General features: G+C 55.6%; 14 protein-coding genes and 1 pseudogene. 6 read left to right on the top strand and 9 right to left on the bottom strand.

Annotated elements, in window-relative coordinates:
* Positions 1-159: 159 nt before the first annotated feature.
* From MKZ35_RS15660 to MKZ35_RS15635, 6 genes are all read right to left on the bottom strand, one after another.
* Complete coding sequence (locus tag MKZ35_RS15660; RefSeq protein ID WP_482514147.1) at positions 160-1,638, bottom strand: Dyp-type peroxidase; 1,479 nt, start codon at positions 1,636-1,638, stop codon at positions 160-162.
* Between the two features lie 806 nt (positions 1,639-2,444).
* On the bottom strand, positions 2,445-2,930 hold the full coding sequence (locus tag MKZ35_RS15655) for a hypothetical protein (RefSeq protein ID WP_482514146.1): 486 nt from the start codon (positions 2,928-2,930) through the stop codon (positions 2,445-2,447).
* Positions 2,931-2,941: 11 nt separating this feature from the next.
* The gene (locus MKZ35_RS15650; protein ID WP_482514145.1) at positions 2,942-4,042 is read right to left on the bottom strand and encodes a hypothetical protein; all 1,101 of its coding nucleotides are present in this window, start codon (positions 4,040-4,042) and stop codon (positions 2,942-2,944) included.
* 124 nt (positions 4,043-4,166) lie between these two features.
* Positions 4,167-4,661, bottom strand: a complete 495-nt coding sequence (locus MKZ35_RS15645; protein ID WP_482514144.1) for a hypothetical protein — start codon at positions 4,659-4,661, stop codon at positions 4,167-4,169.
* Entirely contained in the window at positions 4,658-5,431 is a 774-nt protein-coding gene (locus tag MKZ35_RS15640) for a hypothetical protein (RefSeq protein ID WP_482514143.1), read from the bottom strand. Before MKZ35_RS15640 ends, MKZ35_RS15645 begins: the two co-directional genes overlap by 4 nt.
* An 88-nt stretch (positions 5,432-5,519) precedes the next feature.
* Complete coding sequence (locus tag MKZ35_RS15635; protein ID WP_482514142.1) at positions 5,520-6,146, bottom strand: helix-turn-helix transcriptional regulator; 627 nt, start codon at positions 6,144-6,146, stop codon at positions 5,520-5,522.
* 401 nt (positions 6,147-6,547) lie between these two features.
* Between MKZ35_RS15635 and MKZ35_RS15630 the strand changes: the two genes are divergently transcribed.
* Positions 6,548-7,666 (top strand): PAS domain-containing sensor histidine kinase, encoded by a 1,119-nt coding sequence (locus tag MKZ35_RS15630; protein ID WP_482514141.1) that lies wholly within the window; start codon positions 6,548-6,550, stop codon positions 7,664-7,666.
* A gap of 103 nt (positions 7,667-7,769) precedes the next feature.
* On the top strand, positions 7,770-8,273 hold the full coding sequence (locus MKZ35_RS15625; protein WP_482514140.1) for a cupin domain-containing protein: 504 nt from the start codon (positions 7,770-7,772) through the stop codon (positions 8,271-8,273).
* A 96-nt stretch (positions 8,274-8,369) separates the two neighbouring features.
* On the opposite strand, the gene MKZ35_RS15620 is transcribed toward MKZ35_RS15625, so the two are convergent.
* Positions 8,370-8,822: a DUF2141 domain-containing protein gene (locus MKZ35_RS15620; RefSeq protein ID WP_482514139.1), complete on the bottom strand. Its 453-nt coding sequence runs from the start codon at positions 8,820-8,822 to the stop codon at positions 8,370-8,372.
* A 156-nt stretch (positions 8,823-8,978) separates the two neighbouring features.
* Positions 8,979-10,180: pseudogene (locus MKZ35_RS15615) on the bottom strand (acetate/propionate family kinase).
* A gap of 294 nt (positions 10,181-10,474) precedes the next feature.
* Here MKZ35_RS15615 and MKZ35_RS15610 point away from each other — a divergent pair.
* Positions 10,475-10,990, top strand: coding sequence for a hypothetical protein (locus MKZ35_RS15610; RefSeq protein ID WP_482514138.1), 516 nt, complete (start codon positions 10,475-10,477; stop codon positions 10,988-10,990).
* Positions 10,991-11,187: 197 nt separating this feature from the next.
* Here the strand turns inward: MKZ35_RS15610 and pta are convergent, their stop codons facing one another.
* Positions 11,188-13,278 carry a phosphate acetyltransferase gene (pta, locus tag MKZ35_RS15605; RefSeq protein WP_482514137.1) on the bottom strand — a complete coding sequence of 697 codons (2,091 nt, stop codon included), beginning with the start codon at positions 13,276-13,278 and terminating at the stop codon, positions 11,188-11,190.
* Positions 13,279-13,513: 235 nt separating this feature from the next.
* Here pta and MKZ35_RS15600 point away from each other — a divergent pair, with 235 nt between their 5' ends.
* The 3 genes from MKZ35_RS15600 (at position 13,514) to MKZ35_RS15590 (ending at position 16,677) form a co-directional block, all read left to right on the top strand.
* Entirely contained in the window at positions 13,514-14,080 is a 567-nt protein-coding gene (locus MKZ35_RS15600) for a family 43 glycosylhydrolase (RefSeq protein ID WP_482514768.1), read from the top strand.
* A gap of 41 nt (positions 14,081-14,121) precedes the next feature.
* Positions 14,122-14,544 (top strand): family 43 glycosylhydrolase, encoded by a 423-nt coding sequence (locus MKZ35_RS15595; protein ID WP_482514136.1) that lies wholly within the window; start codon positions 14,122-14,124, stop codon positions 14,542-14,544.
* 396 nt (positions 14,545-14,940) lie between these two features.
* The gene (locus MKZ35_RS15590; RefSeq protein WP_482514135.1) at positions 14,941-16,677 is read left to right on the top strand and encodes a serine hydrolase domain-containing protein; all 1,737 of its coding nucleotides are present in this window, start codon (positions 14,941-14,943) and stop codon (positions 16,675-16,677) included.
* Positions 16,678-16,813 lie beyond the last annotated feature (136 nt).

Here is a 16,813-nt window from a genome sequence, read left to right as displayed (position 1 = left end):
TGGAAGGCTGGTGGAAGAAGGTCGGGCATAAAAAAGCCCCCAGCGCCGCGCAGCGGCGCCTGGGGGCTTTTTTATATTCGTCCGGCATTATAAGGAGCCTGGTCTACGCCGCGCGGCATCTATAGCCGCCTGAGCCGCGACGCTAAGTCGGATAAGAGCTTATTTGCCCCCCGCCAGCGCTTCCAGCCCGCTCATCGAAGGCGCGTAGAAATACTCGCCCCCGCGCAGCTTCACAAACTCCTCGAACACGGCCTGGCGGCAGCCGGGCGCGCCGTAAGTGTAGTTGAAGCGCAGCTTATCCCGCTCGCCCTGCCCAATGATGGGGTCGAGGCCGGTGGCGGGGTCTTGCTTGAGAAACCGGGCGTTGTTGGCCCAGAACTTCTGGATGAATTCGTACTGCTGGGCGATGTTGCGCTGAAAGCACATGAAGAGCAAGCCCACAGTGTCGCCGTCTTCCTTTTGAGCTTCGGCGGGGTCGCCGTAGGGAATGCCGCGGCGGGTGAGGCGGCGCAGCGGCTCCTGCTCGTCGCCGGTTTCGTGGCGCGGGTTCACCTTGCGGATGTGGGCGTGGAAAGGGCAGCGCTGACCCTCCGCATCATGCTTATAGTCAAAGTTGTTGGCAATCGGGTTGATAAGCCCTTCGCTGCCGCGCTCCACCACTGGGGTGCCGTCCTCGTAGCGCCCGACCAGCATAGCGCCGGCCCGCTCCTCGTCGCCCTCGGCCAAGCCCAGGCGCTGGGCCAGCTTTTCTTCGGCCTCCTTGAAGGCCCGCACGTGCTGCTCCAGCTTGCGAAACACAAAAAAGCTGCCCTGACCCTGACCCAGCGGATCGGGCACCAATACTAATTCTTCGGGCACCGCCCTGGGGTCCCAACGGTCGATGTCCTCGGCCAGCGGGTTGTCTTTGGCCCCCACCGGCTGATGATTAGGCATATCGTTGGCCAGATACACCGGCTGACTCACGCCATCGGCGTAGCCAAAGTGCTCGATGCCGTTGCCATCGTCGTTGCGCAGGGCGTGGCCCCATTCCAGCACATGGATTTTGCCTACTTCCGTAATTATGTCAGCGTCGGCGGCCGTAACGAACTGATTGGATACAGCCCGAACCGTGTGCTGGAGGTGCTCAAAGTCGTCGTCGGCCAGGATAAGCAGGGCGTGGATCGACGTCGGGTCGGTGGTGCCTTCCGCAAACCAGCCGGGCTCCCAGGTTTCGGGCGCAGGGTCGGTTAGCAGCTGCTTGGTTTCGGGGGCGCGCATCCCGCGTGGGAAAGCGGGCGGCAGCGGCGGCTGGGCTACCTGCTCCGGCTCTTCGGGCAAGGTTTGCCCCAAAGCCTCCAGACCGGCCGCCGTAAAGAGCAGCATGGCAAATAAGTCGCCGGGGATGTGAAACTGCTTGAAGCGCAGCGTGTCCTGGAGCTGCTTGGCCGTGGAGGTGATGCTGATGGGTCCGTACCCGTTTAGGCTATCCTGGAGCCAGGTGCGGACGCTATCCAGGTCGGGACCGAACTCGATAAACAGGAAGGCGGCGTGGTCGCGGCCGTGCCCTTTGAGGATGTTGCCTTGCACGTCGGCATACTGGGTAATAGCTTCCTCATAGGAGGGAAGCTCAGTGCTGGCTAGCTTGGGGGTGTCTAACATGAGAGTAGGGGTTTAGGAAAGTATAGATAATTAAGGATCAGGCTGTCACGCCTCAGCAGCGCCGTGCAAAGCAGGGCCTTGAAATTGCCCCCCGGTACCAGCTGTAATCTTTAGAGAAGCTCCCGTAGCGGCGTAAGCGGTGGGTTGGGGTGAGCGGGATGGAGGAGGTCGACTATTGCATAAATCGTGTCTTTGGTGGGGACCATTGATTTTCACGGGCATGAAGCAATGCTGCCGAACTATTTTATGACCAGATCCGCCTTGGTCTTAGCAAATAGGCTGAACGGTACCTAGGCTGGCGGCTTCGCTGACCTATCCACGCTGGGATGCCGACAGAATAAATCTGCCAAGTTTTTGTCGTACCCACTATTGAGGGCTCTATTTAGCCGGTGGCACAACTACCAGCCCCGCATGTTGCGAGTACCAGCAGTTGCCTCGAACATCAATAACAGTAACTGGTTGAAAAACAGACAGAAGAGCGCCAGTGCAGTAGGTGGTTTAATACAGGCGCGAGTAACATAGCCAGTTATATAGTCAAGCTTGGCAGGGGTGCGGAGGCCGCCAAATTGCGGAATTCATCCCGGCTTCGCCTCCGTGCCAGCACTGAACTTTGTGCGCTTCCACCTCTGGGTAAGTACAGGACACGCGGCGGTCAGGTAGTATATCATTTCCATGACTACCGCACGGCCCGCGCACCAAAAAAGCCCCCCACGCAACGCGCCGGAAGCACAGCTTTCGTAACCGGCAACCGAAGTACAGCGCGGCAAGCGCGGGGCGCAGACAACCTAGCTTACCTTGGCTGCTAGTTATGTATCCGCCTCCAAGTCGTCAATGGCCGACGTTATCTTATTGATTTTAGCAGTCAAGCGGGGATTAGGCTCTCCTAAAGCCTCATTGACGGATTTGAGTCTTTCCAACGCCGTCTTGGTATGATCTACTGCCTTTTTAAGGCCATCGAGCCGCAGTTCCTTCGCGCTGCTGTTCGCTTGTTTTGTCACGCCTTGTATAAGCTGAATCTGCTTCTGTAATTCATCTTTACGCTGCCCGATTCTGAACAAGGCGTCTTTTATTACCGCAATGTCTACGTCAATAATTGCCGCGGCAGCAATGGTATCCAGAGGGCCGGCATTTACCGGAGATTTTTTGATGTAGAGCTTTAGCAAGTCATTTACCTGCTGCCGCTGGGGGGCTTTTTCACTCTTGATGGCATCTTCGGCCGCCTCCAACAATTGCATCAGCGCGTCGGCCCATTCGGCCAGGAGTAGCAGGTTGTTCCAGTCTATGTTCGGCATAGCAGTAAGCGTTAGTCCTTGTTGGTTTCAATCTTGTCGATGAAGGCCTTCAGCTCCTGGGCCGCGACGATTACTTCCTGAAAAGAAACGGAGCGACTCTCTTTCAGCACGGCCGTTTTGAGGCTGCCATGGGCCCGCGCCCACACCTGGGCTAAGTGGGTGCTTTTGGTAAATAAGCTGCGGCGTTGGCTGGTGCCGGTTCTGATGGCAGCTAGCTGCGCCTGCACCTCATCATAGCGCGGTTGCAACCGGTTGACGTCGGTGGCCCTTTGCAGCCAGAATGCCTCCCGCTTACTCAGGAGTGCAAGCGTGGCGCTGAGTTCAGAAGGAGCCGCTGAGATAGCGGCCGGAATGGCTTTATCGGCCGCCTTCATTGGCCTCATCAGCTGCTCCAGCTGTTGGGTCCGGCGTGGGGTAGCAGGTTTATACGCTACGTTCTCAAAAGCCACGATGTAGGCTACCATCGTATCGGCCAGCGTCTGGCGCTGGTGCAGGTCCTGATAGGACTGGAGCGTAAGCTGGTTTTGATCAGTGATAAACACCTCCTGAATATCGGCGGCCGCGCTATCAATCCTCGCCAGGTCAGCGAAGTTGGCCTTTAGAATAGCGGCCGTCTTTTGAATAGCAGCATCAGCCGGCTGCACTGCTTCTTTCAGGGAATTGAGGGTGCGTATAGTTTGAACATAGCCCGAAATTGCTTTCACGCCTTCCGCCGCTCCTTGTACGCCTAAGCTAACACTGGGACCAAATGCGGTGGAGATGCCGGCTATCGCATCCGCTACTTTTTTAATGGATTCCTGACCTTTGAGGTTGGCATCGGCTACCTCGACCAAGGTAGCCGAATAGGCATCTAGCGCCTTCAATACCTCCTGAATAGCGGCTGCCTGCTGGCGCAGTATTTTTTGCTGGGTTTGCAGCTGTTGCCGCTGCTCGGGGGCTAACTCCTGCTTGGCCGCTAGCCCTAGTTGCGTGGTGGCGTGATCAAGGCCAAGCGTGAGCGCAGAAGTCATCTCCGTAGTTGCCTTTGCAAAAGGATTCACGTCGGGCACTTTGCAGCCTTGCAGGGGCAATAGTAGCAGCAGCAGCGGCAGAAATAGCTTGAGGTTTCTCATAGGAGGTAAGATGAAGCGAAAAAGCCGTTGAAGCGTAAGCGCTTACGCTTCAGCGAGCAGTGAGCTGGTTGATGGTCTTCTTTGGTATAGAAGTGGTGACCCTAATGGAGGAGCAAGAGCTTCACTATTTGTTCTTATCAGCTGGCGCGGGCTTAATACCGACGTTGCGGATGTTCACGAAGCGGCACAGCGTATCGAACCAGAACGGGGCGCCGAGCATTAGGGCAAAGGCGGTGAGCAGCCAACTGAATATTATGTTCCAAAGCGTGGAAGGGAAAAGAAAAATGGTGTCGCCAAGCAGCTGCGAAGCTCCTGTTTCCTCGTTCAGCTTCCACCGCTGGGCATAGGGTGGCATCTTGTAGTCGTCGGCAGTGGGCGCCCAGGTAACCGGAAAGGGGGTGCGGTACACGCGCCGGGGCTGGCCGGAAGTTGAGTCAATAACAGTCGTGGTATCGACTGGTATCACTTCCCGGTTGTTCCACCGCAAATACCCCAACGGCAGCCCTACCTGGGGCACGGCGGCCAGCGTCTTTTTAAGTTCGGCATCTGCTGTTTTCAGCAAAATGCTCCACTCTCGCTCTCGGTTGCGGTACTGCCTTGCTTGGGCTGTATCATTCAAATTAAAATCGAGCCCAACAGGCCGGGCTCCTGGGTTGCGGTCACGCCGGCTGCCACTAGCTTCGCGCGGGCCTCTGCATTGTTGGAATCAGCTAAGAAGCGGCTCAGTCGTACCGTGTCTACATCGGCCAGGATGGCGACCAAAAAGCCCCCCAAGAAGAGATACTTGCGGTTATCGCGCTTGTAGCGACCGGTTAGCCGCTCGCCGAAATCGTGAAACCAGGATTCCAGATTGCGTAGCAGCGCGGCGCTTTGTTCCTCAGAACTACTCCCCACGCTGATGGCATTAGCATAAAGAGTTCTCAGTGTGCCTGTGAAGGTGGAAGTAGGGTCCGGCGTTGCAGGAGTTGGGTTCGTAGAATTAGATTCTGCAGCAACCGGATTCGTAGCAACAACTGGCAGCTTATCGAGCCCGGCCTTGAACTGCGCAATTGGTGTTTGGCTGTCGTCTGGCGCTTCCCCAACCACACAGGCAATGATGGTTTGCGCGAATAAAGTCTCGCTGATGTAAGCCGGATGCAACGATGCCTTGCCAAAAAAGGATACGGTCTTTTCCGTTTTCGGCGATGATATTGACTTAATGGTATCGGCTGCATAAAACTTGGAGTGAATATCCGTTCCAAGCACTTCCTTTAGTCGGTCGTGCAGGTACTCCCCGCGCGTATTCAGGACTCCGGCCGGCAGCTCCACCAAAGAAAGCGTCAGCTGACTAAACAGCAGGTACAGCGTGACCAGTGCAATGGCCGTGTCGAAAAGCGGGCTGTCGAACATGGTAAGGCAACTAATGGGAGGAAAGGCGAATGAGCTGCATAAATGAGGGTTCTATTGTCCAGTAATACCTCCGTGCCAGCACTGAACTTTACGCCGTTACCCAGCCCTCCCGCACGGCCTGCACCACCAGCCCCACCAGGGTTTTGGTCCCGGCCTTTTGCAGCAAGGCTCGGCGGTGGCTTTCCACCGTGCGCACGCTCAGAAACAGACGATCGGCAATTTCTTGGTTGCAGCAGTCGGCTACCACCAGGCGCAATACCTCCAGCTCGCGGCGGCTGAAAGGCGTGCAAGGCTCCACGCGACGCTTGGTCAGGGCCGGGTAGAAGCTGGTAGTATCGAGGGTGCTAAGTAAGCCGCCGACGCACTTGACCACCTCCGTGGGCGTGGCGTTGCGCGGGAGCAAGGGGTAGCCGGTTTGGGCCAAGCAATGGCGCACGGCGGCCGGCTGGCGCGGCCCTGTGAGGATAAGCAGCTGCTGGTGGTTGCCTTGGGTACGCAGCTGTAGCAACAAGGGCAAGATGCTGGAGTCGGCGGGGGTAGCGTCGGCAATGACGAGTGCAAAGCGCTGCTGCGCCAACAGCGGCAGTAGCTGATCCTGATTGGGAAGAACACGAATGGTTAGGGCTGGCCAGGTTTCATGTAGCACAGCAATCAGGCCCAGGCGATGCAACGTGGGCGGAGCGGCAACCAGTACCGTCCCAGAGATAATGGCCATATAAGTTGCTAAGTCAATTCATGGATAAAAATGAAGTGGTATAGCAAAAGGTGGATAGGGAGGAGCGCGGATAAAGGAGCTATGCGATTAGTTGAATATAAGCTATTTACCTGTCCAAGTCAACTATTTTTTATTGGTAAAGGTAAAGTTCATATTAGAATGATTAAATCACATAGCCATCCTCTATTGTTTCAAGCGCTAGTAACTCGCTATGCCCGGCGGTGTACCACAGATTGGATCTGCGTATTCCAGGGAATAGGATTGTGAGGTCAGTTACTTTTGTCATTGCGTTTCGCAAGCCCTATATTTCCTATACCTTCCTTCACCGCTTTCCATTGGGAAATACTTCCTAGATGGCCGTTGCATACACTAGCCGGCAGCTTTCTCCTTCTATGACTCTCATGCTTGACCCTGTCCCGTTTTTTCAGGACTTAGTGGAAGATATCCACCAGGTTTTTTTCGTGTATGACCCTGCCGCGAACCAAGTGGTATTCGTGAATGCGGCTTACGAACGCCTCTTGGGCGGGCACCGCGACCAGGTGAACCAGGAACTGCCAGGGCTGCTGGCCCGCCTTCACCCCGACGACCGGCCTTACCTGGTGAATTGCTGGCAGCGCTGGCAGCGTGGCCGGCTGGAAGAGAAGGAGGTGGAATTCCGACTTCTTGCCCCCGATGGCACGGAGCAATGGTTTCAGCTAAGGCCTCACCATCAGCAAACCGGACCCGAGCAGCGCTTGCTGGGGGGCTTTTTGGACGATATTACCGGGCAGAAAGAGTATATGGCCAACGTTGATAAGTTCAACGCCAAGAAAAACGCTACCCTCGAAATCCTCTCTCACGACCTGGCTGGGCCATTTATTATGTTGCAGCAGCTGGCCGAATACATGGGCGAGCAAGTTGGATCATTGCAGAATGAGCACCTCAACGAGATGATCCGTATTATGCAGACCACCTGCCGGGAAAGCGTTGACCTCATCCGCGACTTCGTGGATCAGGAGTTTCTGGACTCGGCCAACGTGGAGCTGAAGACGGAGCGGGTCGATATTGTGGAGCGCACGCGGCAAATGATGGAGAGCTACGAGCAGTCGGAGTCATTAATGGCTAAGCACTTCCAGCTAATTGCCCCCCAGGAGCCTGTTTACATTAAGCTGGACGTCAATAAGTTTATGCAGGTGCTCAACAACCTGCTATCGAACGCGGTCAAGTTTACGCCCGATGGCGGCCATATAACCGTGACGGTGGCACCCGAACCCAACGCCGTGCGCTTCACCGTGGCCGACGACGGCATTGGCATTCCGCAGGCTTTGCAGGCAGGCTTGTTTGAGCGTTTTACCAAGGCTCGTCGGCCCGGCCTGCGCGGCGAAAAGACCACGGGGCTGGGCATGTCCATTATTAAAACCATCGTAGAGCTGCACCGGGGCCGTATCTGGTTTGAAAGCGAGGAGGGCAAGGGCAGCACGTTCTACATAGCGCTGCCGCTTGATCTGGCCTCACAGGCCAATGAGCAACAAAAGCCCTAAAAGCTTAGCTCGCCGGGTTGATTAAGCTACTCCTGCACTCCTGCATTGTAAGCGGTATATTATTTGAGCAGGCGTAGTATCCGTATTCTTACCTATTTCTTCTATGTCGACAGATTCTCAAAAGCAGACCCTTTTTCAGCAAACCGGGCAGCAACTACAGGAACAGGGTTTTGCTATCGATAAGCAAGATCAGTCGCGCCCGTGGGGGGGCTTTTTTGTTATCAATGAAGAGCAGGCACAAGCCTTTGCCGATGCCTATTTTGATGGCATGGCCGTGGAAGAGTTGCGCATTTCGGGTAAGCTAAGCCCTAAAATTCTGATTGTAGCGCCCCAGAAACGGCTGTCGTGGCAGTACCACCACCGCCGCGCCGAGGTGTGGAAGGTGCTGCAAGGCCCCGTGGGCGTAGTTACCAGCCTTACCGACAAAGAAGGTGAGTTAAAAACCTTTGCTAACGGCCAGCTTATCACCTTAAAGCAAGGCGAGCGTCATCGGCTAGTCGGCCTCGACGATTGGGGCGTACTGGCCGAAATCTGGCAGCACACGGATGCCACGCAACCTTCTGATGAAGACGACATCGTGCGCGTGCAGGATGATTTTGGCCGCTAATCAGGAAGCTAAATCGTAGACCTGGCAGCACCTTAAAAGGGAGGGCCCACGCTGTAAAATCAGCGTGGGCCCTCCCTTTTATGTGAAATCAAGCTGTTATTTTTTCATTGAAATGGTCACGACTTTGGCGCCATTCACTTGAAACTTACACTCGTCGAACTCAGGAGCCCTCATAGTAGGCCACACGTTATTGGAGAAGGCGTAAGGCTCGGTAGGAATACCCAAAAAGTTGCGGTCCACCAAGTCGTTCTCGTTCATGTCTTGCGTAAGAGCTACAGCCCATTCGCCATTGGGCAGGTCGAGGGGTAACGTTATTTGTTTGCTGCCGGCGGGCTTCACATACTTAAGCATCGTGTAGTTGCCCCGCTTCAGAAAATTCTCCTTCACGTTGTAGAAGTACAGCTTCAGCGTAGCTTTGGTAGAAGGTAGGTCGGTCACGACTACACTTACCGGGGAGGTGTTAGCAGAAGCGGAGGCGCTGCTAGGAGCAGTAGAGGCAGCTGGCAAAGCAGTTGCAAGAGCAATCAGAGCGACTTCAAAAAACATCATAAGGCTAGTGGTAAGGAGGAATCAGCAATGAAGCAAATGCACGTTTCTACCCTGTTTTGATACCGCGCCAAACAAATCGTTGAGGCTGAGCGGCTTCTAGGCGTTGGGCATACAGGGCACAGCGCCAATAAGTTTCCTGTTGATCCACATGCTGTTTTATGCTGACTGCACTAAGGCAACGCTTTGCCGGGCAATTTCAAGCTCCTCATTTGTGGGGATAACCAGGATCTTCACCCGCGCGTCCGCTTGGTTTATTTCGTGCAGCTCTTTCCTGCGCTCCTCGTTGCGCGCTTCATCGAGATGAAGGCCCAGAAACTCCAGGTTACGGCAGACGAGGGCGCGAATGCGGGCGTCGTTTTCGCCTACGCCGGCCGTGAATACCACGGCGTCGAGGCCGTTGAGCGCGGCGGCGTAGGCCCCGATATACTTCTGGATGCGGTAGGCGTAGAGGTCGTAGGCCAGCACGGCGGCCGGGTCGCCGGCCAGTAGGGCCTTGGTAATGTCGCGCATGTCGCTGAAGCCGGTGAGGCCCAGCATACCGCTGTTTTTGTTGAGTAGCGCCTGCACCTGGGCCGGTTCGTAGCCGCGCTCCTGTATCAGGTGAAAAATGACCGAAGGATCGAGGTCGCCGGAGCGCGTGCCCATCACCAAGCCACTAAGCGGCCCAAAACCCATGCTGGTATCCACGGATTTGCCCCCCAGCACGGCCGCCATGCTACAGCCATTGCCCAGGTGAATGGTAATGATTTTGGCTGCTGAATTACTCAGATAATCAGCGGCTTGGGTAGCCACGTAGCGGTGACTGGTGCCGTGAAAGCCATAGGCCCGAATGCCGAACTCGGTATAAAATGAAGCGGGCAGCGCGTAGTGGAAAGCCTTGGGGGCAAAGTTTGGTGAAAAGCCGTGTCGAACACCGCTACTTGCCGGGCCTGAGGAAACAGGTTTTCGGCCACCTCAATACCCAGATAATTGGCCGGATTGTGCAGGGGCGCCAGGGAAAACAGCCGCTTAATTTCGGCCTTCACTTCCGGCGTGATAAGCGCAGTAGCGGCAAAGGCCTCGCCGCCGTGCACCACCCGATGCCCGACTACATCAATCTCCCGCGGGTCGCGGATGACGCCTTGCTCCGGCGCAGTGAGCAGGGCGACTACTTCCCGCAGTCCGGCTTCGTGGTCGGGGAGGGACATGGCGCGCTGGCTGACCTGCTCTTGCTCGGCGGTGAAAACTTTATGAGTGATGGTGGCATCGGCCAGGCCAATGCGCTCGACCAGACCGCTACATACGGGCTGCTCGGCGGGCCAGCGAAACAGCTGATATTTAATAGAGGAACTGCCGGAATTGATGACGAAGATGTTCATGTAATTACCATACGCATCGGCTGCGGTTTGTTGGGCGACAGCACTGGTTTTTTGCTTGCGTCTGGTGTAGATTGAAGAGCAATAGTAGGATCAGAACCACGAAAATCTATACGCATGTGGCTTAACGAACCCACCCCGCATCTCCACTTAATAGCCTGGCCTATAGCATCCCAGTAGCAGGCTTGGTTGGTATGCTACCCGCTACTTACTTGCGTACTGAGAAGAAACACCCGCTATTCAAGCAACCCGCCAATAGCGGGTATCTAAATGTTAAGCGCAATTTAATTTTAACCTATGGGAGTTACAATACATTTTGAAGGACAACTTTCTTCTCCTACAAATTATGACAACGTTATAGAAATAGCTAAGCGATTTGCAGAGTTGAATAGGTTGGATTATTTTTTCTTTAAGGAAGAAAATAAAATTTTAGAAAGGGTTAAAGACGAAAAGGATTGGAACTATGAAGGTTCCACTAAAGGCATCCAAATCCAGCCTGACGAAAACTCTGAGCCTTTGATATTAGAGTTTGACGAGAAGTTTTATTTACAAGAATACTGTAAGACTCAATTTGCTGACATTAGCATTCATATACTTATTGTTGACCTACTTCGACTAATTGAACCATATTTTGAAATCCTTACTGTTGACGACGAAGGCGAGTATTGGGAAACTTTTGATATTAGTATACTTCAAGAACACCTTGACAACTGTTTCGCAGCAATTGAAGATGCGAAAAGTGAAGACCCTACGGCAGATGGTCCGTTTAAGCTGGAAAGCGGTAGAATTATAGACTTAGTGCAAGGTGAATAAAAAGCGCCTAACAGTTTGTTATTAAAATTGTGGTTGGATGTTAAGTATTCAACTACAAGTCGCTGTTCGCCTTAGTAACTAATTAAAACTGACGTTTTTTAATTTCTACAACTTCATAAACAATCTAAATTTACAGGAAAAAACTACCCCCGACTCAATATAAGCGAGGGTAATTGTTTTTAAATTAGTTCTTCCTTTTAACGCTGAGCCTGAATAGCGGTAATAATGACCGTATTCACCACATCTTCCACCGTACAGCCCCGGCTTAAATCATTCACCGGCTTATTCAATCCCTGCAACACCGGCCCGATGGCCAACGCGCCCGTCTCGCGCTGCACGGCTTTATAGGTGTTATTGCCCGTGTTCAGGTCGGGGAAGATGAGCACGCTGGCCTGGCCGGCAACGGTGGAGTCGGGCAGCTTCTGGCGGCCCACGATGGGGTCGACGGCGGCGTCGTACTGGATGGGACCTTCCACTTGCAGGTCGGGGCGGAGCTGGTGCACGAGCTGGGTGGCGCGGCGTACTTTCTCTACTTCCGCGCCCTCGCCGGAGGTGCCCGAAGAGTAAGACAGCATGGCCACGCGGGGCTCGATGCCGAAACGGAGGCTGCTTTCGGCCGAGGAAATGGCAATTTCGGCCAGCTGCTCGGCGGTGGGGTTGGGGTTCACGGCGCAGTCGCCGAATACGGCCACGCGGTCGGGCAGACACATAAAAAATACCGACGACACCACCGATACGCCCGGCTTGGTTTTGATAAACTGCAAGGCTGGCCGGATGGTGTGCTGGGTGGTGTGCACGGCCCCCGATACCATACCGTCGGCGTGGCCCTGGTATACCATCATGGTGCCGAAGTACGACACGTCCGTCATCATGTCGCGGGCCATGTCGAGGTTCACGTTTTTGGCGCGGCGCAGCTCGTACAGGGTTTCGGCGTACTCGGCAAAGCGCGGCGCGTGGGCCGGGTCGAGCAGTTGGATGCGGTTGAGGTCGAGGCTCAACCCCAGGCGGTTGACGGCGGCCGTAATGGCGGCCGGGTCGCCGAGAATGGTGAGGTCCACGACGTCGAGCTGCTGAAGGCGGGCGGCGGCGCGCAGAATCCGGTCGTCGTTGCCCTCGGGCAGCACAATATGGCGGCGCTGGCTTTTGGCCCACTGCATGAGCTGGTACTGAAACATATGCGGCGTCATGCCCTCCGGCTGGAACGTGACCAGCTTTTCTTCCAGCGCGGCCACATCCACGTACTGCTCGAAGGTGCGGATGGCCAGCTCAATCTTCTTCGGGTTATCGGGTGAAATGCGCGACTGAATAGCACCTATCTGGGTGGTAGTGAGGAAGGTACCCGTCGCGACAGCCAAGATGGGGATTACGGTTTCGAGGCCTTCCAGCAGGCGCACCATGTACTCGTCGGGCACGATGTCGCCGGTGAGCACGATGCCCGCCACTTTTGGAAAGTTAGCTGAGGCATTGGCTTGCAAAGCGCCCAGAATAATATCGGCCCGGTCGCCGGGCGTCACAATGAGCACGTTCTCCTTGATGCGGCGCAGGAAGTTGGGCACCTGCATGGCCCCGGTGATGAAATTGTCGACTTGGTTACTGAGCAGGTGTTCGCCGAGCAATAATTTGCCCCCCAGTTGCTCCTGAATCTCCTGCATGCTGGGGCTGCGCAGGCTTTGGTTTTCGGGAATGACGGTCAGGCCGATGCCCGCCGGTAATTGACCCCCAAGCAGCTGGTGGACCTCGTTGGTCTGGCTGGGAGGCATTTTATTGACCAGTACGGCCAGCACGGGCACCTCCCGCGCCTCGAAGTTGCGCAGCACGGTTAGGGCCGCGCTTACGACCTGGGCGGTGGTTTTACCCTCGCCCGAAATGACCAGAATAGCGGGCGCGCCCAGGTTTTTGGCAATGGAAATATTGGCGTCGAACTCAAACGCCGTTCCCGCCCCCAGAAAGTCGCTGCCTTCCACCACCAGAAAGTCGTACTGCGCTTCCAGGGCCTTGAATTTGCGGATTATGTGGTCAATAATCTCGCCTTGCGTATCGCCCTCTACGAGGCGCATAGCCGCCGGGCGAGTGTAGGCGTAAGCGTCATAGTATGTTATCGGCAGCCCAAAATGACTGATGATGGTCTCGATGTGGGCGTCTTTTTTCTCGGTGGGCTCAAAGTTGATGATGGGCTTGAAGTAGCCGACTTTGGGCGTTTTGCGCAGCAGCATATTAATTAAGCCCAATGAGACGAGCGACTTGCCGCTGTACGGCTCGGCGGCGGCAATAAAAACGGTTTTGGTCATAGTGCGGAAGCAAGGGTAGCTGTTCCTCTACGGTTCGGAAGCGAAATGAGGCGGAACAGAATTGTGGTTACGGAGCGAACAATGAGGGTAAGTAGTCACAGACTGTCATGCTTAATCTAGCGCCCGCTTGTCGAAGCATGACAGTCTACAAATAATAACCATCAACCCTAAACAATGGCTACTGTCGCGTTTCCAGCGTATTTAAAGGAGCTTAGCCCATCAGCTATAGTTCTTTATTTTACCTAAGCACTGCCCCTATGCTAGCCAAAATGCCCCCAGTACCTATACCAATCCCATTCTCAACGAGGACTTTCCCGACCCGACCATCATCCGGGCCGATGATGGGTATTATTACGCTTATGGCACCCAAACCAAGTGGCGTAGCCAGCTGATCATCAACATTCAGGTGGCGCGCTCCCACAACCTGATTGACTGGGAACTGCTGGGTGATGCGCTGCCGCAGAAGCCCACCTGGGCCGATACCACCCAAAAGCTGTGGGCGCCCCACGTGAGCGAACATGATGGGCTTTACTACCTCTACTATTCGGCGTTGCCGAACGGCGCTACGGAAGGTCTTTGTCTGGCGGTAGCAGTAGCTGATGCACCCGCCGGTCCGTTTGTGGATATTGGTAAGCCGTTGCTCTGCGGGGAAAGCTTCATCAATATCGACCCGATGAGCTTCGACGACCCGGCCACGGGTAAGCGCTTGCTGTACTGGGGCTCGGGATTTGGGCCTATCAAAGTGCGGGAGCTGGCTCCCGACCGCGTGTCTTTTGCCCCCAAAGCCTTGCCCTCGACCTGATTCAGCCCGTACCGGATGAGGCCCCGAATAACTATCAGCGTTTGATAGAGGGCGCGTGGGTAATTCTGCGCGATGACTGGTATTACCTGTTTTACTCCGGTAATAACTGCTGTGGCCCCGATGCCCACTACGGGGTGCTGGTGGCGCGCTCGCGCAGTGCCACCGGCCCCTTCGAAACCTTGCCCCAAGCCACCGGCAATCCTAATAGTATGTTGCTGGAAGGCAATAAGCAATGGTACGCGCCCGGCCACAACTCCGTCGTGACCGACAGCGCTGGCCACGACTGGCTGGCTTACCACGCCATCGATCCTCGGCAGCCCACCTTTGACGCCATCGACGCCGACCAGGGCTACTCCCGCCGCATCATGCTCCTCGACCGGCTGGAATACCACGATGGCTGGCCGCGCCTATTGAGCGGCGGCACTCCTTCGCATCAGGCCCAGCCAGCCCCGATTACAAAATAAATAGCTTAGAAAAAGCCCCCAGGCCTTGCTGCTGTGCACGTCATTTAGCTACCCAAAGACGTGCGCAGCAGCAAGGCCTGGGGGGCTTTTTTGTCTGCTCTAATCGCGCTGAAAGGTGGCGCTTCGATACTGTAGTTGAACTCAACGCTATGTCACTTCAGGCATAACTTGCTAAGCATAGAATAATATAATTTATATATGTAATCACTTGTCTTTGTTAAAATATATACCATCAGGTTTTCAGACAAATAGGCTAGTTGATACCATGAAAAATTTATAATTATCATCGGATTATTAACCCGCTAATCTTGGAATTGTGGAATAAAAATGGCGTAACAACAAGCGCTGCACTGCGGCAGAAACGAGCTTGTTGGCTACCCCTTTTTACTCCCTTTTTTGAAGAAACTCTACACGCTCGTTTTACTGCTGCTTTCGTTGCGGGCTGGGGCCCAAACGGGCGTGCCGGTGCCCGAACTCGCCCACTTTGATACCGCCATTCAGCAGTTTGTGCGGCGGTGGGATGTGCTGGGCGCATCGGTAGCGCTTAGCCGGGGCGATAAGCTCGTGTACGCCCGTGCTTTCGGCTACGCCGACCAGGCCCGCACCACTCCGCTGCAACCGCACCATCTGATGCGGGTGGCCAGCTTGTCGAAGCCCATCACGGCGATGGCCATTATGAAGCTGGTGGAGGAAGGCCGCCTCGATCTCGCTCACAAAGCGTTCGGGCCGGAGGGCTACCTGTCGGATACTTATTACACGCAGGTTATCAACGACCGCCGCATCTATGATATCACGGTGCAGCAATTGCTGGAGCACAGCGCCGGCTGGGACCGGGAGAAAAGCTGCGACGGTTTTGCCAGCTGCGACCCCATCGATTTTCCCGAGCATGTGGCCAGGGTAATGAACGTGCCCAACCCCGTAGGCGATACCACCCTAGTACGCTTTATGTTGAGCCAAGGCCTGAACTTTCGGCCCGGAGCCCGCTATGCCTATTCTAATATCGGCTACTTGGTGCTGGGCAAGATAATAGAAGCCGTTACCCTGCAACCGTACGAGGCCTGGGTGCGCGCCCACCTGCTGCTGCCCAGCGGCGTACGTGAAGCTCACCTGGGGCGCAACTTGTTGGTAGATAAGCAGGAGCGCGAAGCCGAGTACGGCAGCCACTTCCAGCAAGCCTCCTGCTATGGCACCGGCAAAGTGGTGCCCGCGGCCTACGGCGGCTGCAACGTAGAAGCCATGAACGCCCACGGCGGCTGGATATTCACCGCCCGCGACCTCACGCGCCTGCTCATGGCCGTGGATGGCTCGCCAGAAAAGCCAGGCTTGCTGAGCGCTGCTACTATCGCCACGATGGTAGAGCCCTCCGCCGTAAATGCGCGGTACGCGAAAGGCTGGCAGGTAAACTCCGCCGGCAACCGCTGGCACAGCGGCTGCCTCGATGGCACGGCCACATACTTGGTGCGCGCTGAAAAAGGCTACACCTGGACTATCCTGCTGAATACCAGGCGCGACGATGCCGCCTTCTGGGCTGATCTGGACCGCCTGGGCTGGGCCTGCGTTCGGGGCGCTACCGCTTGGCCCGCCCATCATCTGGTCGGCCCCGACCAGAACGCGGCTCAGCTTACGGGCACTGCGTTGAATAAAACGAGCACCTTGCTGAAGTGGGCCAATGGCACCGGCAACCGCCGCTTAGTACTCATGAAAGCCGATAGTCCCGTCGATGACTTTCCCCTTGATGGCACCGATTACGCCCCGAATCCACGCTTTGGCAAAGGATTGGCTTTGGCCGGTGGCAGCTTCGTGGTAGCCGATGGCGAGGCCGATACGGTAATGGTCAAAAACCTGGACCCAAACCGGGCTTACTTCGTGCGGGTCGTGGAGTACGCCAAATCGGAGACGACCAGCCATCAGTCGCTCTATGCGCTGGAGGAGAATGCCACGATGATTTTGAATGAGCATCTGGCTGAGCCTTACCTGGTTGCTGCCCAGCCCGCGCTACAGATGGAGCCCAATTCGGCTTACACTGAGCTGGCCATACAATTAATGCCGGCTTCGCTTTCCAACGATGCTCATTACCTGTCAGGTGGAATTTTGCCCCCGGCTCCGCTTCCCCGGCGCTGGAGTCATCCGTGAATCAGCAGAGCCGCTTCCGCGAATCGGGACGCGCGGTGCTGCACTTGTTTACAAAGTAGTACGCGACGGGCGCGCTAACTTGCCCATTAGTAACAGCTGCATTATTCACGCAAAAAAGCCCCCCAGGTAGATTCTG

The organism is Hymenobacter sp. R533113, from assembly GCF_056835965.1.
This window is presented reverse-complemented; position numbering and strand designations above follow the sequence as displayed.

Coding starts and splice junctions, on each gene's coding strand:
- MKZ35_RS15610 (WP_482514138.1), top strand. CDS start 10,475: ATGGGAGTTACAATACATTTTGAAGGACAACTTTCTTCTCCTACAAAT.
- MKZ35_RS15635 (WP_482514142.1), bottom strand. CDS start 6,146: ATGGCCATTATCTCTGGGACGGTACTGGTTGCCGCTCCGCCCACGTTG.
- MKZ35_RS15660 (WP_482514147.1), bottom strand. CDS start 1,638: ATGTTAGACACCCCCAAGCTAGCCAGCACTGAGCTTCCCTCCTATGAG.
- MKZ35_RS15640 (WP_482514143.1), bottom strand. CDS start 5,431: ATGTTCGACAGCCCGCTTTTCGACACGGCCATTGCACTGGTCACGCTG.
- MKZ35_RS15620 (WP_482514139.1), bottom strand. CDS start 8,822: ATGATGTTTTTTGAAGTCGCTCTGATTGCTCTTGCAACTGCTTTGCCA.
- pta (WP_482514137.1), bottom strand. CDS start 13,278: ATGACCAAAACCGTTTTTATTGCCGCCGCCGAGCCGTACAGCGGCAAG.
- MKZ35_RS15630 (WP_482514141.1), top strand. CDS start 6,548: ATGCTTGACCCTGTCCCGTTTTTTCAGGACTTAGTGGAAGATATCCAC.
- MKZ35_RS15655 (WP_482514146.1), bottom strand. CDS start 2,930: ATGCCGAACATAGACTGGAACAACCTGCTACTCCTGGCCGAATGGGCC.
- MKZ35_RS15625 (WP_482514140.1), top strand. CDS start 7,770: ATGTCGACAGATTCTCAAAAGCAGACCCTTTTTCAGCAAACCGGGCAG.
- MKZ35_RS15650 (WP_482514145.1), bottom strand. CDS start 4,042: ATGAGAAACCTCAAGCTATTTCTGCCGCTGCTGCTGCTACTATTGCCC.